Source organism: Coleofasciculus sp. D1-CHI-01, from assembly GCF_040218875.1.
Lineage (GTDB): Bacteria > Cyanobacteriota > Cyanobacteriia > Cyanobacteriales > Coleofasciculaceae > Coleofasciculus.
In genome coordinates this window covers 42394-66027 of the sequence record NZ_JAVJQP010000122.1, presented here as the reverse complement: position 1 = coordinate 66027, position 23634 = coordinate 42394, and the positions used below count along the sequence as shown (strand labels likewise).

Annotated in this window: 22 protein-coding genes; 13 read left to right on the top strand and 9 right to left on the bottom strand. The window is 43.6% G+C overall.

Annotation, left to right across the window (positions count from 1 at the left end; translation table 11 throughout):
* Nucleotides 1–315 precede the first annotated feature (315 nt).
* From RIB93_RS21985 to RIB93_RS21970, 4 genes are all read right to left on the bottom strand, one after another.
* The gene (locus RIB93_RS21985; protein ID WP_446375613.1) at nt 316–999 is read right to left on the bottom strand and encodes a ComF family protein; all 684 of its coding nucleotides are present in this window, start codon (nt 997–999) and stop codon (nt 316–318) included.
* A gap of 146 nt (nt 1000–1145) precedes the next feature.
* On the bottom strand, nt 1146–1571 hold the full coding sequence (locus RIB93_RS21980; protein ID WP_446375611.1) for a hypothetical protein: 426 nt from the start codon (nt 1569–1571) through the stop codon (nt 1146–1148).
* A gap of 495 nt (nt 1572–2066) precedes the next feature.
* Nucleotides 2067–2870 carry a PD-(D/E)XK nuclease family protein gene (locus RIB93_RS21975; protein WP_446375609.1) on the bottom strand — a complete coding sequence of 268 codons (804 nt, stop codon included), beginning with the start codon at nt 2868–2870 and terminating at the stop codon, nt 2067–2069.
* Nucleotides 2867–3451, bottom strand: coding sequence for a PAP/fibrillin family protein (locus RIB93_RS21970; protein ID WP_446375607.1), 585 nt, complete (start codon nt 3449–3451; stop codon nt 2867–2869). The genes RIB93_RS21975 and RIB93_RS21970 overlap by 4 nt, the downstream gene beginning before the upstream one ends.
* A 63-nt stretch (nt 3452–3514) precedes the next feature.
* On the opposite strand from RIB93_RS21970, the gene RIB93_RS21965 reads away from it, so the two are divergent.
* Nucleotides 3515–3742, top strand: coding sequence for a DUF3134 domain-containing protein (locus tag RIB93_RS21965; protein ID WP_446375605.1), 228 nt, complete (start codon nt 3515–3517; stop codon nt 3740–3742).
* 47 nt (nt 3743–3789) lie between these two features.
* Here the strand turns inward: RIB93_RS21965 and RIB93_RS21960 are convergent, their stop codons facing one another.
* The 3 genes from RIB93_RS21960 to RIB93_RS21950 form a co-directional block, all read right to left on the bottom strand.
* The gene (locus RIB93_RS21960; protein WP_446375621.1) at nt 3790–4560 is read right to left on the bottom strand and encodes a CPBP family intramembrane glutamic endopeptidase; all 771 of its coding nucleotides are present in this window, start codon (nt 4558–4560) and stop codon (nt 3790–3792) included.
* A 70-nt stretch (nt 4561–4630) separates the two neighbouring features.
* On the bottom strand, nt 4631–4918 hold the full coding sequence (gene clpS, locus RIB93_RS21955) for an ATP-dependent Clp protease adapter ClpS (protein WP_446375603.1): 288 nt from the start codon (nt 4916–4918) through the stop codon (nt 4631–4633).
* A gap of 166 nt (nt 4919–5084) precedes the next feature.
* Complete coding sequence (locus tag RIB93_RS21950) at nt 5085–5549, bottom strand: hypothetical protein (protein WP_446375623.1); 465 nt, start codon at nt 5547–5549, stop codon at nt 5085–5087.
* 322 nt (nt 5550–5871) lie between these two features.
* Here RIB93_RS21950 and RIB93_RS21945 point away from each other — a divergent pair, with 322 nt between their 5' ends.
* On the top strand, nt 5872–6768 hold the full coding sequence (locus RIB93_RS21945; protein WP_446375601.1) for an alpha/beta fold hydrolase: 897 nt from the start codon (nt 5872–5874) through the stop codon (nt 6766–6768).
* A 184-nt stretch (nt 6769–6952) separates the two neighbouring features.
* Nucleotides 6953–7498 (top strand): hypothetical protein, encoded by a 546-nt coding sequence (locus RIB93_RS21940; RefSeq protein WP_446375599.1) that lies wholly within the window; start codon nt 6953–6955, stop codon nt 7496–7498.
* 335 nt (nt 7499–7833) lie between these two features.
* Here the strand turns inward: RIB93_RS21940 and RIB93_RS21935 are convergent, their stop codons facing one another.
* Together RIB93_RS21935 and RIB93_RS21930 are read right to left on the bottom strand one after the other, a co-directional pair.
* Nucleotides 7834–8073 carry a hypothetical protein gene (locus tag RIB93_RS21935; protein WP_446375597.1) on the bottom strand — a complete coding sequence of 80 codons (240 nt, stop codon included), beginning with the start codon at nt 8071–8073 and terminating at the stop codon, nt 7834–7836.
* Nucleotides 8074–8221: 148 nt separating this feature from the next.
* The gene (locus RIB93_RS21930) at nt 8222–10678 is read right to left on the bottom strand and encodes an AAA-like domain-containing protein (RefSeq protein ID WP_446375595.1); all 2457 of its coding nucleotides are present in this window, start codon (nt 10676–10678) and stop codon (nt 8222–8224) included.
* 234 nt (nt 10679–10912) lie between these two features.
* Between RIB93_RS21930 and galE the strand changes: the two genes are divergently transcribed.
* The 10 genes from galE to RIB93_RS21880 all read left to right on the top strand — a co-directional run bounded on the left by galE (nt 10913) and on the right by RIB93_RS21880 (nt 23574).
* Nucleotides 10913–12025, top strand: a complete 1113-nt coding sequence (gene galE, locus RIB93_RS21925; RefSeq protein WP_446375593.1) for a UDP-glucose 4-epimerase GalE — start codon at nt 10913–10915, stop codon at nt 12023–12025.
* Nucleotides 12022–13176, top strand: coding sequence for a glycosyltransferase family 2 protein (locus RIB93_RS21920; RefSeq protein WP_446375591.1), 1155 nt, complete (start codon nt 12022–12024; stop codon nt 13174–13176). The genes galE and RIB93_RS21920 overlap by 4 nt, the downstream gene beginning before the upstream one ends.
* Nucleotides 13177–13303: 127 nt before the next feature.
* Nucleotides 13304–15010 (top strand): ABC transporter ATP-binding protein, encoded by a 1707-nt coding sequence (locus tag RIB93_RS21915; protein ID WP_446375589.1) that lies wholly within the window; start codon nt 13304–13306, stop codon nt 15008–15010.
* Nucleotides 15011–15026: 16 nt separating this feature from the next.
* Complete coding sequence (locus RIB93_RS21910) at nt 15027–16304, top strand: glycosyltransferase family 2 protein (protein ID WP_446375587.1); 1278 nt, start codon at nt 15027–15029, stop codon at nt 16302–16304.
* Between the two features lie 182 nt (nt 16305–16486).
* Entirely contained in the window at nt 16487–17560 is a 1074-nt protein-coding gene (locus tag RIB93_RS21905) for a glycosyltransferase family 2 protein (protein WP_446375585.1), read from the top strand.
* A 27-nt stretch (nt 17561–17587) separates the two neighbouring features.
* Complete coding sequence (locus RIB93_RS21900; protein ID WP_446375583.1) at nt 17588–18850, top strand: glycosyltransferase family 2 protein; 1263 nt, start codon at nt 17588–17590, stop codon at nt 18848–18850.
* A gap of 39 nt (nt 18851–18889) precedes the next feature.
* Entirely contained in the window at nt 18890–19645 is a 756-nt protein-coding gene (locus RIB93_RS21895; protein WP_446375581.1) for a class I SAM-dependent methyltransferase, read from the top strand.
* A gap of 214 nt (nt 19646–19859) precedes the next feature.
* Nucleotides 19860–21110 (top strand): hypothetical protein, encoded by a 1251-nt coding sequence (locus RIB93_RS21890; protein WP_446375579.1) that lies wholly within the window; start codon nt 19860–19862, stop codon nt 21108–21110.
* The gene (locus RIB93_RS21885) at nt 21107–21931 is read left to right on the top strand and encodes a hypothetical protein (protein WP_446375577.1); all 825 of its coding nucleotides are present in this window, start codon (nt 21107–21109) and stop codon (nt 21929–21931) included. The genes RIB93_RS21890 and RIB93_RS21885 overlap by 4 nt, the downstream gene beginning before the upstream one ends.
* 20 nt (nt 21932–21951) lie before the next feature.
* Nucleotides 21952–23574 (top strand): glycosyltransferase family 39 protein, encoded by a 1623-nt coding sequence (locus tag RIB93_RS21880; protein WP_446375575.1) that lies wholly within the window; start codon nt 21952–21954, stop codon nt 23572–23574.
* Nucleotides 23575–23634: the final 60 nt, after the last annotated feature.

The window sequence follows — 23634 nt, the reverse complement described above, 5'->3', positions numbered from 1 at the left end:
GAATAAGTCTTGTGGTGAGGGGGAGCTGGGGAAGCTGGGGAAGCTGGGGGAGCTGGGGGAGCAAGGGTACATTTTACCTGAGCAAGGTGATGCCATACTTATGAAGGATGCTACCCCATTTCCTTGCACTTTATCCACTGTAAATATGGCTCAAAGCATTGATAGCTAGAAGATTTTGAACAGGACATTCAAACCCTGCGGGAGATGGATACCCGATACAGGGCGACCCGATCAGATTAATGGGTGGGTCGTGTTAATTTTGTGCGGCGGGTCGCCCCTACGAATGCATCTGCTTCCCCATCTCCCCCATCTCCCCTATCGTCCCTGTTTAGACGAGGCGATCGCAACAATACCATATACGGCTATTCCTTGCTGGCGTAACACTTCTGTGGCTGAACGGGCGGTTGCGCCTGTGGTGTAAATATCGTCTAAAATCAGGACAGGTGAATGATGTGAACGTTTGCCAAAGCGCTTACCTACAGCAAACGCCTCCGTGAGATTTTGCGATCGCTCTTTTGCCGATAAGCCAAACTGGGCTTCAGTTTCCCGAACCCGTTCTAAACCGTGGGGCTGATACTGATACCCTGTAAATTGACAAAAACTCTCGGCAAGGAGTTCAGCTTGATTAAATCCTCGTTGTCGTCGTTTGCTGGGGTGAATTGGAATCGGAATCACCGTTAAGTTTTTCCTCTGTCGCGCCACCGTAGATTTTAGCCACGCCTCACCCAACCAGAATCCCAAAGGACGAGCTAACTGGGTATGATTCTCGTATTTTAGCGCCGCGATCGCCCGTTTCAACACACCCCCATAATGTCCCCAAACAAACACGGGTAACTCCCCTTGCCAAAATTGACTCGGATGCTTGAGTTGACAGCGCTGTAACTGACGCTGACAGTATTGGCACAGTGTAGCATCCGTAGCGCGATCGCATAATGGACAGTTTGACTTCAGGAATAAAGACAGTAAGCTATTCGTTAACTGTCCGATTCCTAGTTTCATCTCGTCTTCTCTTTAGATAACCTCCATAGAATTATACCTCTAGTTTTTTCTCTCAGCTCCCAGACGTAGCATGCTACGTCTCTACATTGCTTCCCCCGCTTCCCCCGCTTCCCCCGCTTCCCCCGCTCCCCCCGCTCTCTATTACCTTAAGCCACATCCAATAAAAACATCGACAAAAACGCTAAATACAACAAAAGGGCAAGTAAAACGACCACAAAGGGGGGTGTAAAAATAACCGGAAAACTCGCTTCTTCCAAAAGATTAGGCAAAAATCCTTGATAGCAGATAGTATCGCCACAGGTTCCGTAATTAAATAGAATAACAAACGTTTGCAGTCCAATAATTTTTGGCAAAAAACTCCCCTTTATTTTTACCTTTGTGCGTCTCTTTGCTGTCCGAGCCGTTGCACTAAAAAACAAAAATATTGTTGTGGTGATGTAAAACAATCCCGCAAATGCAATGTAGAAAAAAATTGACATCCAGCCGCCCGATGTCATAAAAAAGAGTGGGATACTAATTAACGCATAAATCAGGTAAACAGTAAAGACCAGCCAGATATTGGTTGTAATCATTGAAGTTATAACCCTTACCGATTTACAAACAGTTTTGTTCCAGCCTCTAGAAAAATTAGAGCTGGATGTAAATAGGTAGAAGCTGAAGCCTGGTTTAGTAATTATTGGTACGAGATGCAATACTCATTTATTTCTTCAATAGAGTGATTACAATCGTTTAGCCCATTAGATCTTGCACCATTAGATCATCGTTAGTTCCGCTAGTCTTAAAACCCCCAATACTTCGTCAAGTTAGAGGGCTTTATGTTTATACCTACTAATAAACGAACCATTATCCGGAATCACCCTTGATGTGGCGGAGTCGGGGGGCGGAGGGGAGCAGGGGGAGCATGTAGAGACGTAGCATGCTACGTCTGGGTGCAGGGGAAGCATGTAGAGACGTAGCATGCTACGTCTGGGAGCTGGGGAAGCAGGGGAAGATTGGGGAAGTTAACTTAGAATTATACCTTACCTGATAACTGATAACTGATAACTGATAACTGATAACTGTTCCCTTTAAATCGATACTTCCTCAATATCAGTCAAATTGGGTAATAAATTATCTTGGCTAACCTCACTTTCCCCAGTTCGCTGACAGCGCACCGCAAAGCTACAGTTACCGCATTTACCCGATGATATGGGAACTTGGGGAAACGGGATATGATCATTTTGATAGCGGTGTAACCATCCGGATAGCCGAGTCAGCAACTCAGTTAAATCCGCTCTCGTTTTTTCATGTTGTACTCTATCATAGGCAAACGTAATACATTGGGGACGGGGTTGAGACTTAACAAACCAGTACGTCATAGAAATTTGCTCAAGCAAATAATCACTGGTGTCCGCCAAAACATATCGGTATAAGCGCGTTTGCCAGTCTTTAGCTAACCGATGACGATTTGTCGGTAGAGGATAAGTTTTCCAGTCGAGAATTTGGGCGCTTTTTTCGTCTTCAATAAATAAGTCGTAAATAACCGTTAGTAAATAACCTTGCATCGTTACCGTGCGACAATGTTCAGCATCCCGAAAGGTTTGAGCATCACGGGCAAATACCTCTGGTGCTGCATCCATGAGCGCTGTCACCCAATGATTGAGTTGGGGATTATCCTTCAGTAACGAGTCTATCGGTAATCCCAGTTCTCGTTGTTGCATTAACAGGTGAAAGTAACTTCCCCACGTCAACCGTTCTTGTTGTTCCGGTGAAACAGGACTTCCGCACTGATCCACATAAATATATTGAAATTTACGCGGACAGGTTTCTAACAGATTGAGTTGTCCTTGGGATAAGCGAGTTAGGGAAACCGCCGTACTTTGAGCATTCATGGTTTGCTAAGGACAAATACACTGTCTTTATTCCCTCGTCCAATCCGCAGATTTTCGTCGAGATAAGTAATCTCCAACCAGCCCCGTTGCTCTCGACTTTCAATGTTAAAATCAAGCGCCTTAAATTTTTTACCCGTTTCAATTTGCTGGATAAAGTTAGTCGGAGATTTATAGTCAATTAAGCGTTTTAATCCAACAACCGACCGATCAAAATTGACATTGACACGGCGTTGGGAAACGGGTTCAAACTGCGCTCCTACACTGATAATTCCCTCTAAGTAAGGTAAACTGGAAATCTCGGCAATGTTATAAATTTTCGCGTCGGCGGTGCGAACACATTGGTAAATTTGACCCAATTGCCACAGGGGAAACCGACCCAGGTTTAACAAATCGCTACTGGTTGTGTAGAGTAATCGCCAGTTCCCTTCCAGTAAGTCCTGCGCTTCCAGTGGACGTGGCGTGGGGTTGCGGTCTTCTAATTGGGCAACGGCTGCCAAAATTGCTGTTTTTTCAGTGTCCGTTGCCAACAACCCCCGATTTTTTCCCGCGATCGCTTCTAATAACGTGGCTTTGCTAACCATCTGTCGTCCTGACAATCCACCGTTAAATATGGTATCATTTTTATCGACTTACTGAAATTAATTATGTATAATCCTTCTTTGCGTGAAGAATCTCGTGAGCAACTGGCTCCAGTGATTTCCGTTCCCCGTGAAACCTCAGTTTTAGAGTGGTTAGAAACAACGAATCGTTTGCTGGCGCGTGATCCGAGCGAGAAGCAGAGCGACGATGATGAAGAGGAAATCACTGAATTGATGGGTGCCGATGATAATGACTATGATGACGATGAAGATGATGATATAGATGATGATTAACGGACGGGCATAGAATAGGAGGAACTGGGGTACTAGGGCGCGATCGCTTAATTCACAGCCCGCGCCCTGATCCACACAGCTAGCACCATCAAGAAGGCTAACCCCATGACTCCCGCGATCGGGTTACCATCTACTCCAGTTATCCAAGGAGACACTTGACCCGAATACTGCACCAATTGTCCCACATTAATCATGTAATAGCCCCAAACCAACCCAGCATGTAACCCAATGGGTAAACCCAAACGCCCTTGTCCTCGTTTTGCCCAAACTAAGGTTAATCCCAACAGCACTAATCCGGGAAATCCTGGTAACGTGCGAATAATTTCTGCGAGGGGTTTGAGAAAATGCAGTGTGGCAAAAATTAGCGCATCTGCCCAAAGAGATAGTTGAGGAGAATAGTCTCGTTCCAACTCATCCAATAACCAACCCCGAAAGACTAACTCCTCCGCTAAGCCAATACCCAGGGCGCTAACCAATCCTTCTAAAATAATCCGCCCCAATGGTTCCGGAGGATGTTGAAATGTTAGCCAGCCTAATCCCCCCTCTAACGCAAACAAACTTAGGGTAAACAACAGCCCAATACTTAACCCATTGAGCAAGTCTATTCCATTGCGCCGAGAGGAGTATAACCCATACTGCTTTAACAGTTGAGGTTCTCCATAAACGAACCGTCCCCAGACTTGCAGTAGCCCTAAAAATTCCCCAAACAATAGCGCCATCGTGAGAATGGTGACTAGGTTTGAGTCATCGACTAAAAGGTAGATTGGCGTAGCTAACGGTAACCAAAATAGCCCTAGGGTAATAACAAACAAACCCAGCCGTACAGATGCTGGGTATTGAGCTAATTTCGGGAGGTTTTGTCTTAAAATCTTCAGGACTTACGTTTCCCTATTCATCCGGTTCAATCGTACTGGTCAAGCCCTGATTCTTCAACGTTTCACAATAGAACTCTGCATGTTCCAAAGCGCAGGTAATGACTAGCGCAATTCCTGAGTTATGCGCTTCCATCATAATATTGACCGCTTGCGGCTGAGTCAGACTCGGCACCGTCTGTATCAAGGCTTGCACCACATATTCCATCGGGTTGAAATCATCATTGTGGAGCAAAACACGATAGCGAGGTGCGGGTTTCCGAACGGTTGATGTTGAACGCTTTTCAATCGTTTCCACAGACACGGCTAGGCTTCTCCCTCTCGTTCTAGTGTTTACAAAAAAATAGTGGCTCGGATACAGTTCCCTATTTTAGCTTTTTCTTTATATTACTCAACAATTATCAGACCAATCACCCGATTTGGCGAGTAGAGATAGCCGAATATTGACTCAATCCCCCACTCTTTGTAGTTTAATATGTAACTAAATAACGTAAAATGACACATTTACGGGATGAGAAGTTGAGCATTTGGCGGACTTGGGCGCCTCCAATGTGTCCTTGGCGATAGTTATCAGCCACGATAAGTTCTAAAATTCGGCGGGAGATTTCAACAGGAATTCCGGCAGGGGGATAGAGAATTTTCAGTCCTTCAATGCCACCTGCTAGAATAACTTTTATGAGGTTAGGAGTAGATTCAAGCCGTGCTAATAATTTTTGGATAAAGATCTGTTGTTGGGGTTCGGATGTAGGGGGATAGGTTTGAGCGAGTTGATTCAGCAGAGCTTCAATCTTTTGGGCAGCTTCCGCAAGATCCTGCTCGGAGATGTTGATATTCTGCTTGGCATGTTGAATGAATTTAATATTGCTGTTTTCGCTAGCGACATTAACACCGATGGTTGCTCCACGTTGATCGAAATCAAACTTGTTGTCACTCATGTAAATATTTATTTGACTTATTTGCCCTTCTATTGTATCATTTACATTTAGTTAATGTTGGTTAGTATTGAGCTATTTCGTAGTTGTAGAATCCGCAGCGTGATTGAATGGCAGCGATCGCAGTAAGTAAATTTTCTCGAACTGTAATTTTTGGTTTTAACAGAAGCTTATCTAACCTAAAGCTGACTGTTGATCAGGTGTTTGCAGCAGCCCAGTAGAGCGCGATCGCTCTTTTGAATACTTATTAGATTCGTCCGCCCCCATTCCTTAACGCTTACGCTATATTAAGATTAGTTAACGTTACTTAACATTATCGAGAACCATGCAGGCGACCCCCGTTGCAGCAACGGCTACTATTCCTGGCATCTATTGGCAGTGGCGAGGACAGTCCATTTACTACGTCAAAGCGGGTGAGAAGCGATCGCATCATCCTCCTCTGTTACTGATCCATGGATTTGGTGCATCGACGGATCACTGGCGCAAGAATATCGCTGAACTCCAACAAGACTTTGAAGTTTGGGCAATTGACCTATTGGGATTTGGGCGATCGGCTAAACCAGACTGGCAATATAGCGGTGAGTTGTGGCGCGATCAGTTGCATGATTTTATTACTCAGGTGATTGGTCAGCCTGTGGTATTGGCAGGGAACTCCTTAGGCGGCTATTGTGCGCTGTGTGTCGCGGCGCAACGTCCTGATTCTGCTGCGGGAGTGGTGTTGCTCAATAGTGCCGGTCCGTTTACCGAGACGAAAGTTCCAGAGTCCTCGAATTCAGGGCGAAAGGGATTCAAGAACATGACGCGATCGCTCTTATTGCAACCTTGGGCGAGTTTCCTTCTGTTTCAGTACCTACGGCGACGGGCGATCATTCGCAGAACCCTCAAGCAAGTTTATTTAGATCACAGCGCTATTACCGACCAACTGGTAGATGATATCTATCGTCCCTCGTGCGATCGCGGAGCGCATAAAGTCTTCGCGTCAGTCTTCAAATCGCCCCAAGGGGAAAAAATCGATGTGCTACTTTCCCAATTACGCTGTCCCCTCTTACTCTTGTGGGGAGAAGGTGATCCCTGGATGAATGCCAAAGAACGGGGAGCAAAGTTCCGTCAGTATTATCCTCAACTGACAGAATACTATCTCCAAGCGGGTCATTGTCCCCATGATGAGGTTCCCGACCAAGTGAATGAACTCCTAAAATCCTGGGTGATTAAAAATTGTTAAAGATTCGGACATTTTTGCGCCAAAACGGTGTTAGGTGGAATGGCACGCTCCTTAAGCCCTGAACTCAAGTTCTCCTCTTAAAGCTCAAACCCGTTAAAACGGGTTAAACCTTAATGTAGGTAGTAAGCTTGAGCTTGCTTAAGCTTAAAGAGTGGATAGACAAATAGCCTAGCACCGATGAGCAATGATCACCTCTGACAACCCACCCCCCCAGAATCCACCACCGCCTATTGTCACCGATCTTGGCATTCTTCAGAAAACCCTGTTTGAGGATTTTATGCAATCGGTGTTAGCAAATGGCGAAATGATCATGCCTTGTATCCCAGCATTAACCGAGTATTATATCTGGCGTATAGGGGCGCTGTTTCAGGCGATTGATTCTCGTTTTAGCCAGGAACAATTGCAGCAAGTGGGTCAAATGATTGCCAAGAATATAGTCGAGGGATTTCGTATTTCTCCCCATAGCAAATTGCGTCTGAAGTACGAACCATCCCAACCCACGAATGAGGGATATAAGTTCAAAACATCAATACTGGCTGCATCAATTGTTGAGCAACTGCGATTATTTTTAGTCAAAATGTGCGATGTTCTCTGTTCAGGAGGACTCTTACTGTTTGCTATTTTTTTATGTCAAGACGATTATGAACCTGATCCGTTAACTCGACATATTTATCAACTCCAATTGACTTCTTTTTTTACCCCGCAAGACTTAGCGAGTGCGATGAAATGATTACCCCTTCAACTCATTTATAATGAATCTTTTTTAGACTATGAACGCGAACATCAATCACCAGAGACGGGAACCTTAACGGAGCAATTTTGCAACTGGGCAACCGGGGGTGATATATTAGTTTCCTCAGCAGAAAAATCCGTGGTGGAACTGCGATGGATTCTGGGTCAAAGGCTGTGAGTCAGGGCGTACTTGCTCCCCTCTCCCCCGGTGGGAGAGGGGTTGGGGGAGAGGGGGTTTTGGCTTAAGTTGACACCAATGACTGATGTGCGTCCGATTAAATAGCAAAATCTATTCCATAATTTTTGCTGTATCAAACCACGACAAATTACCATTTAGTCCTGATTTTTGCGCTTGAGTATTTCTTGCTCAATATAGTCATCCAGATTGGGAATATATTGCACCGCTTCCGCTTGGAGAACCTGATTGACAATCTCTAAGGGTAACGTCTTTGCCCGTTCCAAGTCTTGATTTAACTGCTCATTTTGGGCGTTGAGTGTGTCAATCGTTTGACGGAGGAAATATTGCTGGCGATGAAGGCTGTCTTCCAGTATCTGCTGTCCTAGAACTTGCATAAATTGTTGACTAAATCTGAGCATTTTCATCTAAAGGAGGGGTTATTTTTAAATCAGGCAAGACCACCTTTAGAGTTGCGTTGGATTCTTTGTAGACGATTATAGTGATTGGTCATTGGTCATTTGTCAAGAAACAGTAAATTCACATTTAATACTTATTAAGCAATGAAAAATCTCTGAAGCCAAAATTGACCACAAAAGCAACATTTAAATTTTCCATCGATTTAACCAGAGAAGGAATATCTCCCATCGGTTTTGATTCATAGTGATTGAATAAAATAGCCATGCGCTTTTCCAGGTCGGGGCGAATTTCGGATGGAGACAACAAAACCAGTTTAAGCAGCAAAACTGTCATTTGTAGCGAACCAAGATTAACCACTAAATCATCAAACCAATAATGTTCTGGTTTTTCTGGACTTTCGACGATGAGTAAATTAAACAACTGGCTGCATGTTTTCTTGATCAGGAATTTGTCCAGTTTATTCTGATTATATTCAGTTAGCGTATTCGCCAGGTGTTTATTTAACAATCCATAAAAATAATGTTGTCCATAGCTGGGATCAATTGATGCAATGATATACTGATATAAATTGTCTTTAAAGAGAGAATATGAAGGCGTTTTAAATGTGCGGTGTAGAAAATTTTGTGCCTCACAGTAGGCATAGGAATTCTTAGCTTTTCCGCCAAACTGCCGCAGTGCCAGATGCAATTCGTCATCATCCAATAGGGTAGGATTTTTTACCAACGGCTTTCTCATTCTAGTAGGGGATACGCTTTCCTTTACTAGATAGGTTGCATACTGCCACAGTTCGTCTTCCAACTGTTGCTGTTTTTCCGCTTGCAGTTTTTGGATGGTTTGCTGAGCTTCCTCGGAACAGTCTTGACTCAATAGACAATAGGAAAATAAGAATGGATATCGCCCAATTAACTCAGCTAATTTCTTCCGTTCCCATTTAGAAGACTTTTCTGTAGAGGTTGGCTCATCCACCACTACCCTAAGACGTTCTAAGGCTCGATACTCTTCGGAATTAATAAAGGTTTGTACCAGTTGTCGCAAACGGCTAGAGGTGCGCTGGTGGCTAATTTGGAACAGATCCAGCAACTTGTTGATCGCCATATTTTCTTGAGGCGTCATTTGCCAACGGTTCACCAGAATGTGACAGCAGCGATAAATGATATATTTAAACTCTTGATCTGCTCGTCTAGAGGCGGTAATTCTGTAAAGTATATCTAGAATTTTTGGATCGGAATAGTCGATTCCATGGATAAACAACTGATGGAAACGCTCAATCATTTGCTCCGGAGATTCCCGTTGTAAGCAGTCTATTAAGTGTTTGTAGAGACGTTCGGCTAGGGTGTCTAAGTCAAGCTCTCCCTCGTGATTTTGTTTCGCGAAGGAAACAGGTTGAGGTAGACTAGGAAGAATCTGCTGCACCCACTGTTCACTAAAGACAGACTTGTAAATCGGGTTATAGACTCGGAGTTGACTATTCTGCTTGACCACTAATCCAGTCAACCGCAATTCCATTTGGGGACGACTGTCATTCGCCGTAATTTGTCCATCTTGTAAAATTTGCTGGTAGATATAAATAATTTCCGGATGACGCTGTCCACATTTGAGCAAGCGATTGCGGATCGTTCTTAGATGTTCGGGTTCATCAAAAGCTTCCCAATTTTCAATGACTTGGGTTTGAATGATTTTTTTGACCCAAGCTGATGTTTTCGATTTAAGATTTAGTCCAGGATAAATTCTCTGTAGCAGGCTAGGTTGCCGTATCTCTCCGGTTTGGGTGTAATGTCTTGGCGTCTCAACCTGTTGATGAACTATTTTACACAGCTTTTGGGTGAGAAATGGTTGACCTCCTGTCCAGGCTAAAATTTCTTGGAGAATCAAATCGGGATGACTGACTTTTCCCACTAATCCCTGCACTAAAGGTTGAACGTCTTCGAGTTTAAATCCGGAAAGTTCAATTGCCTGACCAATATTGAATGGGGTGCAGTATTTATCTTGAATCAGATCAGAGGGTGTGGCAACACCGAGCAAAGCAAACGTGAGGCGTTGATAGTTAGGATTAGTGGCTCGCTGACTATGGCAAGATTTGATTGAGGCGAAAAAATCATCGACCGGAAAATTTAAGCGGAGAACGTTATCGATTTCATCGAAAAAGATGACTAAGTTTTGCGGGATTGCTTGAAGTAATACCTCATCAAAAAATGTGCCAAACCGTTGTACGATCGAGAGATGCTTGCGCGTGGACCACCAAGCTTCCAGTTCACTGGCATCCATGAGATCAAAGCTGCCAGCCAAGGTGTAGACAATACCCGCGTACCACTGTTCTAGGGTAATATTTTGGCATCCGATCGCGGTCAGATCAACCGCAGCGCAGGCAATCCCCACCTGCTTCAGGCGCTGCATCGTGCGAACCCGCAAGCTAGACTTCCCCATCTGGCGGGAGTTGAGAACATAACAGAACTCGCCAGCTTTCAGCGCTTCGTAGAGTTGATTGTCAGCTTGTCGAACCACGTAGGTAGGAGCATCAATGGGGAGACAACCCCCAACTTGATACTCGTAGGCTGAGTTTTCCATGGCAATAATGGGACGCACCTGGGGTTTAGGTAAAAATACGGGATTTCCCTCTGACAGGATTTTATCCTAGATTGTTATATTTCCCAGAACTGAGAGCCTTATGCATCACATTTAATGAATTAACTTCATAAATTCTTCATCAGAACCTGATAATTTGAGGATTAGTGTGAAGATTTGATGAAGTTGTCCCTAATACATTAATCAGCACCTAATGTATGGTAAAAAGCGATAATATTTCTAGTCCAGAACCCAGTGAATCAACAAAATAAAACGTGGGCTACTGCATCTAAACCGACACCAACCCTCCTGGTTACAGGGGGAGCTGGATATATTGGGTCTCATACAGTGCAAGCCTTAAAGCAGGCGGGTTATCAAGTGGTTATTCTGGATAATCTAACCTGCGGACATCGAGATTTCGTGACCAATATTTTGCAGGTTCCCTTAATTGAGGGGAGTATCAGCGATCGCGCCTTATTGGATCGAGTATTTGCCACTCACTCTATCACAGCCGTTATCCACTTTGCCGCCTCTGCCTATGTAGGGGAATCCTTCGCCAACCCAGCCAAGTATTACTGTAACAATGTGGCGGGAACCCTGACGCTGCTGGAGGCGATGGTGGCGGCTTCGGTGAAAAAGCTAGTCTTTTCATCAACTTGTGCCACCTATGGCATCCCGGAGTCATTACCGATTACGGAAGAACAACCCCAAACTCCCATCAATCCCTATGGCAGTAGTAAATTGATGGTCGAGAAAATGCTGGCTGATTTTGACGCGGCTTATGGGTTAAAGTATATTTGTTTCCGCTTCTTCAATGCGGCTGGGGCAGATCCGACGGGACGCTTGGGAGAAGATCATAACCCAGAACCTCATCTGATTCCCTCTGTGTTGTGGAGTGCCTTAGGGCGGCGAGAATCCATTTCCGTGTTTGGTACCGATTATCCCACCCCAGATGGTACTTGTATTCGAGACTATGTTCATGTTATTGATATCGCCCAGGCGCACTTGCTGGGATTAACTCGCCTCTTGCAAACCGATGAAAGTGAAATTTTCAACCTGGGGAGTGGCAAAGGTTTCTCCGTCAAACAAGTGATTGAAACCGCCAGGAGTGTAACCCAACAACCGATCCCCGTGATTGAGTGCGATCGCCGCCCAGGAGATCCCCCTGTGCTAGTCAGCAGTGGAGAAAAAGCCAAGCAGGTTTTAGGTTGGCAGCCCCAATACCCAGCACTCAAGGATATGATCACCCATGCTTGGCATTGGCATCAACACCGCCACGGTTGGCTAGAGAAACAAATGGTTCAGCCTTGCATTGGTGCATCTGGGGCATCTGGTATACAGTTTCAGCAGCAACCCAAAAAGTCATGACAACCATGAACAGCGATCGCGCCGCTTCTACCTTACCCTTAGTTTCGGTGATTATTCCCGCCTATAACGCCGAAGCCTTTATTGAAAAGACGCTAAAATCCGTTCTCTCTCAAACGTATCAGAACCTGGAGGTTTTAGTTGTCGATGATGGTTCCCAGGATCGAACTCCTGAAATTATTAAATCGATTGCCCAACACGATAAACGGGTAATCGTGTTACACCAGAAAAATGCTGGAGTCGCCGCCGCCCGGAATTTAGGGATTGAGACGTCTCAGGGTGAATTTATTGCTCCCATCGATGCGGATGATATTTGGTATCCCGAAAATCTGGAAAAGCAAGTTCAATGTTTTCTTGAATCTGATCCCTCGGTAGGATTAGTCTATTCTTGGTCTGTGGATATTGATCAAGATGATGTACCCACGGGTATCTTTCGGGCTGCCAAAATTGAGGGAGAGGTTTACGTTACCTTAGTGTGTCACAATTTTATCGGTAATGCTAGCTCCTCCATGATTCATCGAGATTGTTTTGAGCAAATTGGGGGGTATAACTGCCAATTTAAAGAACAGGATGCTCAGGGATGTGAAGATTGGGATCTTTACCTGAGTATTGCTGAGGTTTACCAATTTCGAGTTGTCCCAGAATTTCTGGTTGGTTATCGCAAGATGACCAATAGTATGTCTCGTGATTATACCAAAATGGCGAAGTCCCACACTTTGGTTATGCAATCTGTGCGACAAAAGCATCCCGAAATAAGGACGGCTATTTATGGGTTTTCTAGTAGTAGCTTATATATCTACTTTGCTCACCAAAGCTATTCTTCAAAAGATCATAAAACGACTCTATTCTGGCTATATAAAGCGATCCAATTCGATTTAATCACTCCTTGGATACGTCCGAGCGTTTATCTATTGATTTTAAAAAGTATGTTAGGGTTATTTTTAAAGCTTCACATACCCCGATACGATTGGGAGAAAAACCAGTCGCCCAATATCAAAGAAATAATTACATTAGAAGATATCAAAAACAAAAAAATGGCAATTAAATTCAAGGAAGTAATTAGTAAGATATTTCACTATGTCATTCCTAAGCTTGCCCAAACTCCGAAACTTAATGTGAAGCCTGAAAATAGTAAAAAGTCAGCCTGGAATTAAAAAAGTATTTTTGGGTGAAAATTGACGTCTAAAAACAACGATTTAAGAGGAAAAAAATATTAAAAGGCTACTCCTACTGTTAAAATTTTACCCCTGGGCAATTCCGGCAATTGTTACTCTAGGAATTTTGTCGTCCCTCTCGGAAGGATTGGGGATTAGCCTATTTATTCCATTTCTACAAAGCTTGTCTCAAGCCTCAAATCCAACCGTCAGTGACAATGCTTTAATCAGCTTGCTCAACCAAGTCCTCAGTATTGTTCCTGCCAGTCAGCGCCTAGTCATCATTCCTCTGTTTATTTTTGGCACGATTGTGCTGAAAAATGGCTTAAACTACAGCAATTCAGTTCTATTGGCATGGTTGAATTCACGGATCAGTCATCGGTTGCGCTCTCGTATTTTTGATCAGCTTTTAAACGTCAGCTATAGCTTCTTAGAAACAAAGGATTCCGGGAAATTACTCAATACCTTGGCAACTGAGACATGGCGCACCAGTGAAGCACTCGGGATATTGGTTAACCTGATTGTAAGTTCCTGCACTACCGTTGTTTATGTCGCCTTACTCCTACTGATTTCCTGGAAATTGACCCTGTTAGTCGGCGGGATCACACTTTTGATTTCCCTAATTATCCAGGTGGTGACGCGCCAGTCCAAAGTTCTGGGACAAAAGGCAGTCCAAGTAAATGCCGCTCTGGGAAGACGAATGTATGAAGGGTTAGCAGGAATGAGAACTATTCGAGCATTTGGACAAGAACCTTACGAGCAAAAACAGTTTGATCAGGCGTCTGAGCAAGTCCGTAATATCTTTATGAAGCTCGATACGTTGTCGGCGTCGGTAAATCCCCTCTATGATGTGCTTTCGGCATTGCTGGTGTTGAGCATTATGATGATTGCTCTGTTGCAAGATAGAACCGCATTACCTACCCTGCTAACTTTTCTATTCATTCTCTATCGACTCCAGCCACAGATGCAACTGCTCGGTAGCCATCGCGTCAAGTTGTTGATGTTAGCCAGTTCAGTGGATGATGTGATGTACTTTCTGGAACCCTCGGACAAGCCCTACATCCGTTCTGGCAATCTGGCTTTCTCTGGATTGCAGCAGGCTATTTCTTTAGAATCCGTGAGCTTCCGCTACAATCCCCAGGATCAACCCGCCTTACAAACTATCTCCATCTCCATTCCCCGTGGCAAAACCACCGCGTTTGTGGGTCCTTCCGGCGCGGGGAAGTCTACCTTAGTTAACCTAATTTGCCGTTTTTATGAGGTGAGTGAAGGCGAAATCTATGTAGACAATCGCCCATTAAAAGCATTGGATTTACCCTCTTGGCGTCGTCATCTGGCAATCGTTAGTCAAGACATTTATATTTTCAGTAATACCATCAGGGAGAACATTGCTTATGGTCGTTTAGACGCAACAGAAGCCGAGATCATTGCCGCCGCCAAACAAGCCAATGCCCATGAGTTTATCATGCAACTCCCCCAAAGCTACGATACCAAAGTGGGCGATCGCGGAATTCGGCTCTCCGGGGGTCAGCGACAGCGCATCGCTCTTGCTCGTGCGATTATCCGCAATCCAGACATTCTGATTCTGGATGAAGCCACCAACGCCCTAGACACGATTTCAGAACACTTAATTCAAGAAGCGCTGAATACCTTTAGCCATAACCGTACCGTCATTGTCATCGCCCATCGCCTGTCCACTATCGAAAAAGCGGATCAGATTATTGTCCTGGAGAAGGGACAGGTGGTTGAGTCAGGGAATCTCCAGCAGCTTCTCCAACTCAACGGACTCTTTGCTAAACTCCACCGACTGCAATATAACCAGTCTCCAGCTTGACCCTCAAACCAGACTTATGTCCTACTCCCTCATTGATTTGGAAGTCACTCAACCCCTACCCACCCTTCAGACAAAGGAGGACGAAACCGGGATCGCCTTGGTGCTGCGCCGTAAAGACAGACCCATCGGTTTGGTGATGCAAGAACTCCCGCCAAACAGCGTCCTAACGCCCGAAGATTTAGCGCCACTCCTGAGTCGGGAAATTGGCACGAAGCTGCTTCAGGAAAGTATCCGAGAGGAATTGGTTCCTCCAGCGAATTCAGAGCAGTTTCCTTCCCTAACAGTGGCGATTTGTACAAAAGACCGTCCCGACAATGTGGCAAGATGTTTGGAGTCTTTACTTAAGCTACAAAAATTAGACGGTTCGCCTCGTTTTGAAATTTTAGTGGTGGATAATGCACCGTCTGACGATCGCACCAAAGATTTAATTGACACATTGCCGACTGTGTGCTACACCAGGGAACCGAAAGGGGGCCTAGATTTTGCTCGCAATCGTGCTTTGCAAGAGGCGACAGGTGAACTTCTGGCATACCTTGATGATGATGTCACCGTAGACCGTCAATGGTTCAATGGACTGGTCGAAGCTTGGGCAGAAAATCCCGATGCGGGTGGGTTTACGGGCTTAGTTATGCCCTATGAGTTGGTCACCGAGGCACAAATTCTGTTTGAAAAAAGGGGCGGATTTCGGCGCGGTTTTGAGAAAATCCGCCATGGACAAATTTTACCGGGTAATCCCCTCTATCCCTGCGGAGCCGGAATTTTTGGTGCTGGATGCAATATGACGTTTCGCCGGGAGGTTTTACTCAAACTGGGTGGCTTTGATGAGGCGTTAGATACAGGCGCACCGCTTCCGGGTGGCGGGGATTTGGATATCTTTTACCGGGTAGTTCGAGCCGGATATCCGTTGGTATATGAACCTCAATACTTAGTGTTTCACCAACACCGTCGGGAACTGGCAAAACTCCGCCATCAGTATTGGACGTGGGGGTTAGGTTTTATGGCGTTTGTGGTTAAGTCTTACCAGCAAGACATCCCCATGCGTTTAAGATTTCGCCTGTTGGTCGGATGGTGGTTTCAATACCAATTGCGCCAGCTTGCAGAAAGTTTGCTAGGTTTTCATCCTTTACCACCGGGAATGATTCTGGCGGAACTTTGGGGGGGAATTGTCGGGCTTTTGGGAGAATATCCTCGTTCACAGAGGCGGATTGAGCAGATTAAACAACAATGTTCTTCAGAGGTGAAATTAGCAGTTCCCCAACTGAGCAGCTCCCAAAATGAGGGGGTGAGAGGGTGAGGGGGTGAGAGGGTGAGGGGGTGATGAGATAAACAGTAGTGCTTTTCGTCTCCCTCGCTTAAAGCCCTAAGTAGGTTGATAGAAATAAACTGAATTCTGTTAAATACTTTGAATCTTCCTTCAAACCTTACAAATGACAAATAACAAATAACAAATAACAAATGACAAATGACGAATAACAAATGACGAATAACAAACATCCCTATCGAGCGAAAATTATCCCAGTTTCACAAGGAGAACCACGCCCTTTGTGGTCAGTGATGATTCCTACTTATAATTGCGCTGAATATCTGCGGGAAACCTTGACAAGTGTGCTGGCTCAAGACCCAGGAGCGGAGGTGATGCAGATTGAGGTGATTGATGACCATTCTACCCAGGATGATCCAGAAGCGGTAGTTAAGGAACTGGGTCAAGGTCGAGTGCATTTTTACAGACAGCCCGAAAATGTTGGCTATATCCGCAATTTTGAAACCTGCTTAGAGCGATCGCGTGGTCAGTTCATCCACATCCTTCATAGTGACGATTATGTGCGGGATGGCTTCTATTGTAAACTCCAAAGGGCTTTTGAGGAAAATTCAGAGATTGGTGCGGCGTTCTGTCGCCATATTTATATGGACGAATACGGACACTGGCAAAGCATTTCCCACCTCGAAAAACCAGAAAGTGGCATTGTACCGAATTGGTTAGAGCAGATTGCAGCCGGACAACGGATAACCACACCCTCAATCGTGGTTAAGCGGGATGTTTACGAAAAATTGGGTGGATTTGACCGCCGTTTCTCATGCTGCGGGGAGGATTGGGAAATGTGGGTGAGAATAGCGACGGAGTACCCTATTTGGTTTGAAGTTGAGCCTCTTGCTGTCTATCGAGTCAAGCGACTGGGTTCGCTAACGGAACGTTCAGTGAAAACCAACAAGCTGGTTCAAGATATGCGTAAAGCAACAGAAATTATTGAATCCTATCTACCTGAGTATCTGCCACCTACCGTCGCTGACAAATTGACCAGTCAAGCGAGAGAAACCTATGCAGGGTGGGCAGTAGAAACGGCAGGGAATCTCCTGGCTACTGGCGATGTAGACGCCACCGTATCCCAACTTCAAGAAGCACTTAAGTGCAGTCGTTCTGCCAGAATTTGGCGCTGGATGATTCGTGTGCTTTGCTTTGCAGGAATTGGCTGGCTGGGGCGCAAATGCCGTTCAATGGTGACATTGAATCGCGAAAACGTCGTCAGTTGCCAGGATGTTACCGGACATTAATTACGAGCGAATTAAGTAGTAGATGGTATGAGTACGTTTATCCCTTGGAAAATTATCCACCTTGAGTTAAGTGAAGGCATCCCTCCACTACCTGCTACTCCCGACTGTCAGGGAATTTACCTGGTGTTTTGGTGGCATGGTATTCCCCTAGATCATCAGGAGATTCCCGCCGCCGAGTTACCCATGCCTGCCACACAGCTACTTAATCGCGTCTTGCAAACCATTGCGCCCGCTGTCGGCGATCGGATTTTGCCCCAAGATAAGAATAGCTCCCCAGATTGGCACTCACAAGTGGGAGTAAAAAACCCAAGCGAGCAACTCCGGGAATGCTGGTCAAATCCTGTGGATGAATTGGTTTCTGTGGTAATCTGTACGCGCGATCGCTCCCAAGAGTTAGCTAAATGTCTGCGATCGCTCCAGAGTTTATCACATCACCCACAGGAAATCATCGTTGTAGACAACGCACCGAGTACAGAAACAACGCGCCAACTCGTCTCCCAGATGCCTGATGTTCGCTACATACAAGAACCTCGTCCCGGTTTAAGTGTGGCTCGCAATACAGGCATTCGCCACAGTACAGGTAAGATTATTGCTTTTACTGATGATGATGTCACCGTTCATCCGAACTGGATTGCTCAACTACAACAAAGCTTTCAAAATCCTCAAGTAATGGCTGTGACTGGATTAGTCATACCTGCTGAGCTAGAAACAGAATCTCAAGTAATCTTTGAAATGAACCACGGGTGCTTGAGTGGAGAGTACCGTGCCAAAACGTTTGATCAAGAATTCTTTCAGGAAACAAAGCATCGAGGAGTTCCAGTTTGGACTATCGGGGCGGGTGCTAACATGGCTTTTCGACGCGAAATTTTTGAACAGGTAGGAGACTTTGATGAACGCTTGGGGGCGGGCGCATCTGGATGTAGTGAGGATTCGGAATTCTGGTACAGAATTCTTGCTGAAGGGTGGCTTTGTCGTTACGAACCAACAGCGGTAGTTTTTCACTACCATCGCCGAGAATTAGATACCTTGAAACAGCAGATGTATCAGTATATGCGAGGACATAATGCGGCTCTGTTAATCCAATTCGCCAGGTACAAACACTGGGGTAACTTGCTTCGCTTATTTGTCATCTTGCCAGTCTATTACGCCCTGGTATTATTAAAAGGTCTTCTTAGAGGATTTGGACTTAGGCACAGAACCTACTTGGAAGAAGTTTGGGGCTGTTTAGCCGGAATCAAGTTTTATTTACAGAACCGAGTATCTGGTAAAAGGTTGCCAAATATTTCTTAATGATTGTCAATGCTTTATAAAACTTTTTGTCGATAAGCTATGTACAAAGATAAACTCAATCATTTTTTATCCAAAAATCCTTTTTCTCGTCCCCTAACCCAAGGTTTTTTCTACCGGGAAAAAATGCGTGCTATTCACCGCATTGCTCCAGAGGTAAATTTTAGAGAAATTCTCGAAGTTGGTGGGGGTCAGAGTGGTCTCACTGCTCTGTTATACCCCCAAGCAAAAATTACGAATCTAGACCTCAATTCTGAATATTCCCAAGCACTCTGTAATCAACAGGAACGAGTTCGCTTTGTTTGTGGAGACGCAACAGCGCTACCTTTCAATGATAATTCATTTGATGCTGTTACCATGTTCGATGTTTTAGAACATATTGCGCAGCACGAAAAAGCTGTATCAGAGGTACGGCGGATATTACGACCAGATGGTTTTCTCTTAGTCAGCACGCCCAACGAAAACTGGCGGTTTCCCTATTACGGATTTATGAAACCTATCTGCCCTAGTGATACTGATGTCATGGCTGAATGGGGCCATGTTCGGCGTGGCTATACCCTAGAAGAACTCAAAGATTTAATCAATTTACCATGCTTGGGTCATGCCACGTTTATTAATTCCCTAACCGTAGTGGGTCATGATTTTGCATTTTCAAAGTTATCCCCACTTCAGCGTGAATTCTTTTGTACAGCACTCAGCCCTCTAACGTGGTTGGGGTATTATTTACATAAACCAGAAGCCATGGGTACGGAAACTGCATCTGCTTGGCAGAAGGTAGGACAATCTGTACAAAATTAACGGTAGAACAGTATTAAGTAGGTGGGGATAATTAAAGTTAACGGTGGGGATCGTCATTCGTCATTTGTCATTTGTCATTTGTAAGGGTTTAAGGCTTGTTTATATAACTTAATATTATTGAGTCTATTTCCACCAACCTACTTATAAGTTACACTAAAATAGTGATGAGCAACAAAATACAGGGTCATTTATTTAAAGCTGAGAAGGCAATAATATGGAACAAAAATCAATTAATATCAGCAACAAATTACACAAAAATAATCAAGTTCAGTATCAGGAGAGTAACTTAGAGACTGAAAAAGTAGATGAAACTTTTTTCACAGTAAACTTACCTAGAGATGTAGGACTCTCTGACCAGCTCTGGCATCTATCCAAGTTATATAGTCTGGGTATAGCTTTATCCTATACTTACGTTCATACGCCATTTAGGTGTCCGAGGAGTTATAGTGTAGGCTATTTGGAAACTATAATTATACAATTGAAAAAGCTTTTAAATACTCCTGTAGACATCAGAAAATCATCTGCGGATAAGCTGATCAAATTTATTGGCTTAGATAAGCATGACTTAAATATAAGTGATACACAGTTTAGGAAATATAAAATTATAGAAATAAATTTAGATAATATATTAGGAGAAAGTGATATTTTTTCTGCCCCAGCATTAAAGAAAAGTATTGAGTTTTTAGACTTATCCTCAAAATTTGTAATCTATTGTTTTGTAACCCAAGGCATCTATAAGTTTGAAGCTAAAATCGATCAGATAATAAACAGTGTCAAGTTAGATGACAGTACAATTAAATATTTGGATTTACCTGGAAAGTATTGGAGAGCAAAGAAACGTTTTCCTGTAAATATACCACTTGTAAATTCCAGAGTTAATGTCGTCATCCATATTAGAAAAGGTGACAGAACCCAAATAAAGTTAAATAAAAAAATAGTTTCAATATTTGGATCATCCGTAAATTTAGTTAATAGCAATGACGCTAGAGAAAAATCTAATACAGAACTAGTAAATACTGAAAAGTCCTATAATATTATTCAAAAAATATTTAGTAAATACGGAGAAGATATTTTTTCTGTTATCGTGATTTCAGATGGTTACCAAAGAGCATTTTATGCTATTGTTTCGGCTGTAATTAGAGGTAAAATTAAGCTAAAAACAGATGATTTAAAACAACTGTATAAAATCAAAAAAATACTCAACAGAGAGTTTGATATTTTTTCAAGCTTTCCCAACGTATCTCTGGTAGTTGGTGAATCAAAAAAAAATCTATTCAAATGTATTCATGCAATAGTTTGTGCAGATATACTCGTTGTAACTTCAGGAGGATTTGCTTATTGGCTGCATATGTTCTTTAGAAGAAGTAATCAATCATCAATAATAATTAATTTGAATTCTTATGATAATCAAACTATCGATAAAATTAGGAATATAGTATCAAAAAAAAAAGGGAGGGTAAAATGACTGATAATATAAATAATGAAGTATGGGACTCCAATGAAATATTGCTCATAACAGCAACAATTGATGCTAAAAAAACTCCTTATGTAGCAATTAACAATACTAAAGAAAGATTGTTTGAGTATTTATGTAGTTTAATAGCATGGATTAAGTTAACCTCTATTAAGACAATTGTGTTTTGCGAAAACAGTAATACAGATTATAACTTTGACAACATAATTGAGCTAGCTGAAAGCCATGAAAAAACTCTAGAAATATTAAAATTTAATGAAAAAAGTTCACAAAGATATGGGAAGGGATATGGGGAAGGAAAAATATTAGAATTTGCTATGTTTAATAGCAAGTACCTAAATAAAAACAATGTTAATTTTTACAAAATAACAGGAAGAGGATTTATAAAAAACTTTGAAGAAATCAGAAAGTTGCATATTGACAAACCTAATGTATTTAATGCTCCTAGCTTCAATTTAAACGCCTATTATGATCGTAGTTCGTTTAATAAACTACTGTATTGGTTTATTTTTGAAGTAAAGTTTGCCATCAAAACCAAGAGATTTCATAATCCTCGGTATACTATTACCACGCGGTTTTATAAGTCTAATGTGAATTTTTTTAAGGAAAATTTATTGGATTCCTACAAAAAAGTTTATGATCAATGGGGATATTATTTAGAACATACATACTATGATAGTTTGATAGGAAAAAGTTTTAGCCCATTTTTAATAGAGCCTCAGATAGTAGGCAGGTGCGGTACTAGTGCCGTTTTACTTAATGGTGGAGACTATACGGATGATATTAAGAGATTAGCAAAAGTTTATATGTAAATGAATAACAAAGCCGCGCCATGAAAATAAACGGTTCTCACACCACAACTTATCTTCTCATCGCCATCCTAATTACCGCAGCAATTCTACGGTTTAATCACATTAGCCAACCCTTGACGGATATGTTCAGTTGGCGACAGGCTAGTACGGCGATGATGGCGGAAAACTTCTACCGCCGTAATTGGAATATCTTCTACCCAGAGGTGAATTGGACGGGTCCTGGTCCAAACTACCAAGGACGTGAATTTCAAACCGTAACCTACCTTGCGGCGCTGTTTTATACAATTGTCGGTCAACAAGATTGGGTTGGGCGTAGTATCGCTGTAATGTTTGGCTTGTGGGGTATTTTTGCGCTCTATAAACTTATCCGTCGCGTGTGGAATGAAGAATATGCCCTCGTCAGTGCTGCGGTTATGGCGCTGTTACCGGGAAGCGTTTTCGTTGAACGCTCATTCCTTCCTGATCCCGCCATGGTTGCCCTAGTCACAACCTGCGTCTGGATGTTAGTCGCTTACAGCCAAACCGAACGCCTGCGCTATCTAATACTTGCAAGTTTATTCGGTATCTTAGGCTTTTTAACGAAAATCCCCGGCTTAATTATCGGCATTCCCATGCTGTATGCAATGCTAACGATTCTCAATCGCAAGCGGATGTTGCATCCAAAGAAGCTAGTCACCATTGGTGTTGCTGCGGTGATCACACTCTTACCCGTTATCACGTATTACCTTTGGGCAAGACATCTTTCCCTTTCCTATCCACCCTATCATTTTGCAGGTTCTGGAAATTGGCTGTGGGACTATGGATTAGAGAATTGGTTCAACGAAAAATTCTTTTTGCTCCAACTGGGACGACATCTCAATGGCTGGATGTGGACGGAACCGATAATCGTTCTTGTGTTTTTTGGTTTATTCCTTCATCCCCCCCATGAAAAAGCGGACTCTGATCAACGCTTAGGTGACTCCCAAAAAGCTCCATGGTTATTTCATTGGTGGATGTTAGCTTTTGCTATTTATTACCTGATTGGAGCCAAGGAGCTGGTTGGCAATCCTTGGAACCTTCACCTGATAAACCCCGCAGCCGCAGCACTAGCCGGGAATGCAATCATGGCGATCGCAGCCTTGACCAACCGAATAGCGCGTTCTCGTGCAGTCCCTTCTGCGTCGGCGGCTTCACTCGTAACTGTAGTCGTCATACTACTGAGCATTGGTGGATTTGCTCATTGGAATTTGAGGTGGATATACCATCCCTACGCTCAAGAAAGTTATACACTTGGACTTGCTCTGCGAGAGATATCCCCACCCGATGAACTTGTGATTACCATGGCAAATGATTTGGGCGATCCGGTTGCGATTTACTATAGCCGAAGGCGGGGATGGGTATTTCCCCCAGCTAAACCCGATAAAGCCTGGGGTGAACTCCCTGAAGATGACCAAGAAGCGATCAGACTTTTCCATGAACTGCAAAATCAGGGTGCGGATTGGTTGGGTATTGTTAATCGGCATAAAAAGCGGATCTGGAATCATCACCCAATGCTGGCTGAGCATATCGAACGCACCTGTGAACTGAAGCAAGAAAGCCCAGACTGGTTCATTTATCGCATCCTTACTCCAGAAAAGCTAACTCAGCTTCCTGCTTCCGAATGAATGTGCTGTCAGTTGTGCTACTACCCCTGATGCTTGACCTGATGAAAGCCGATAACGTGA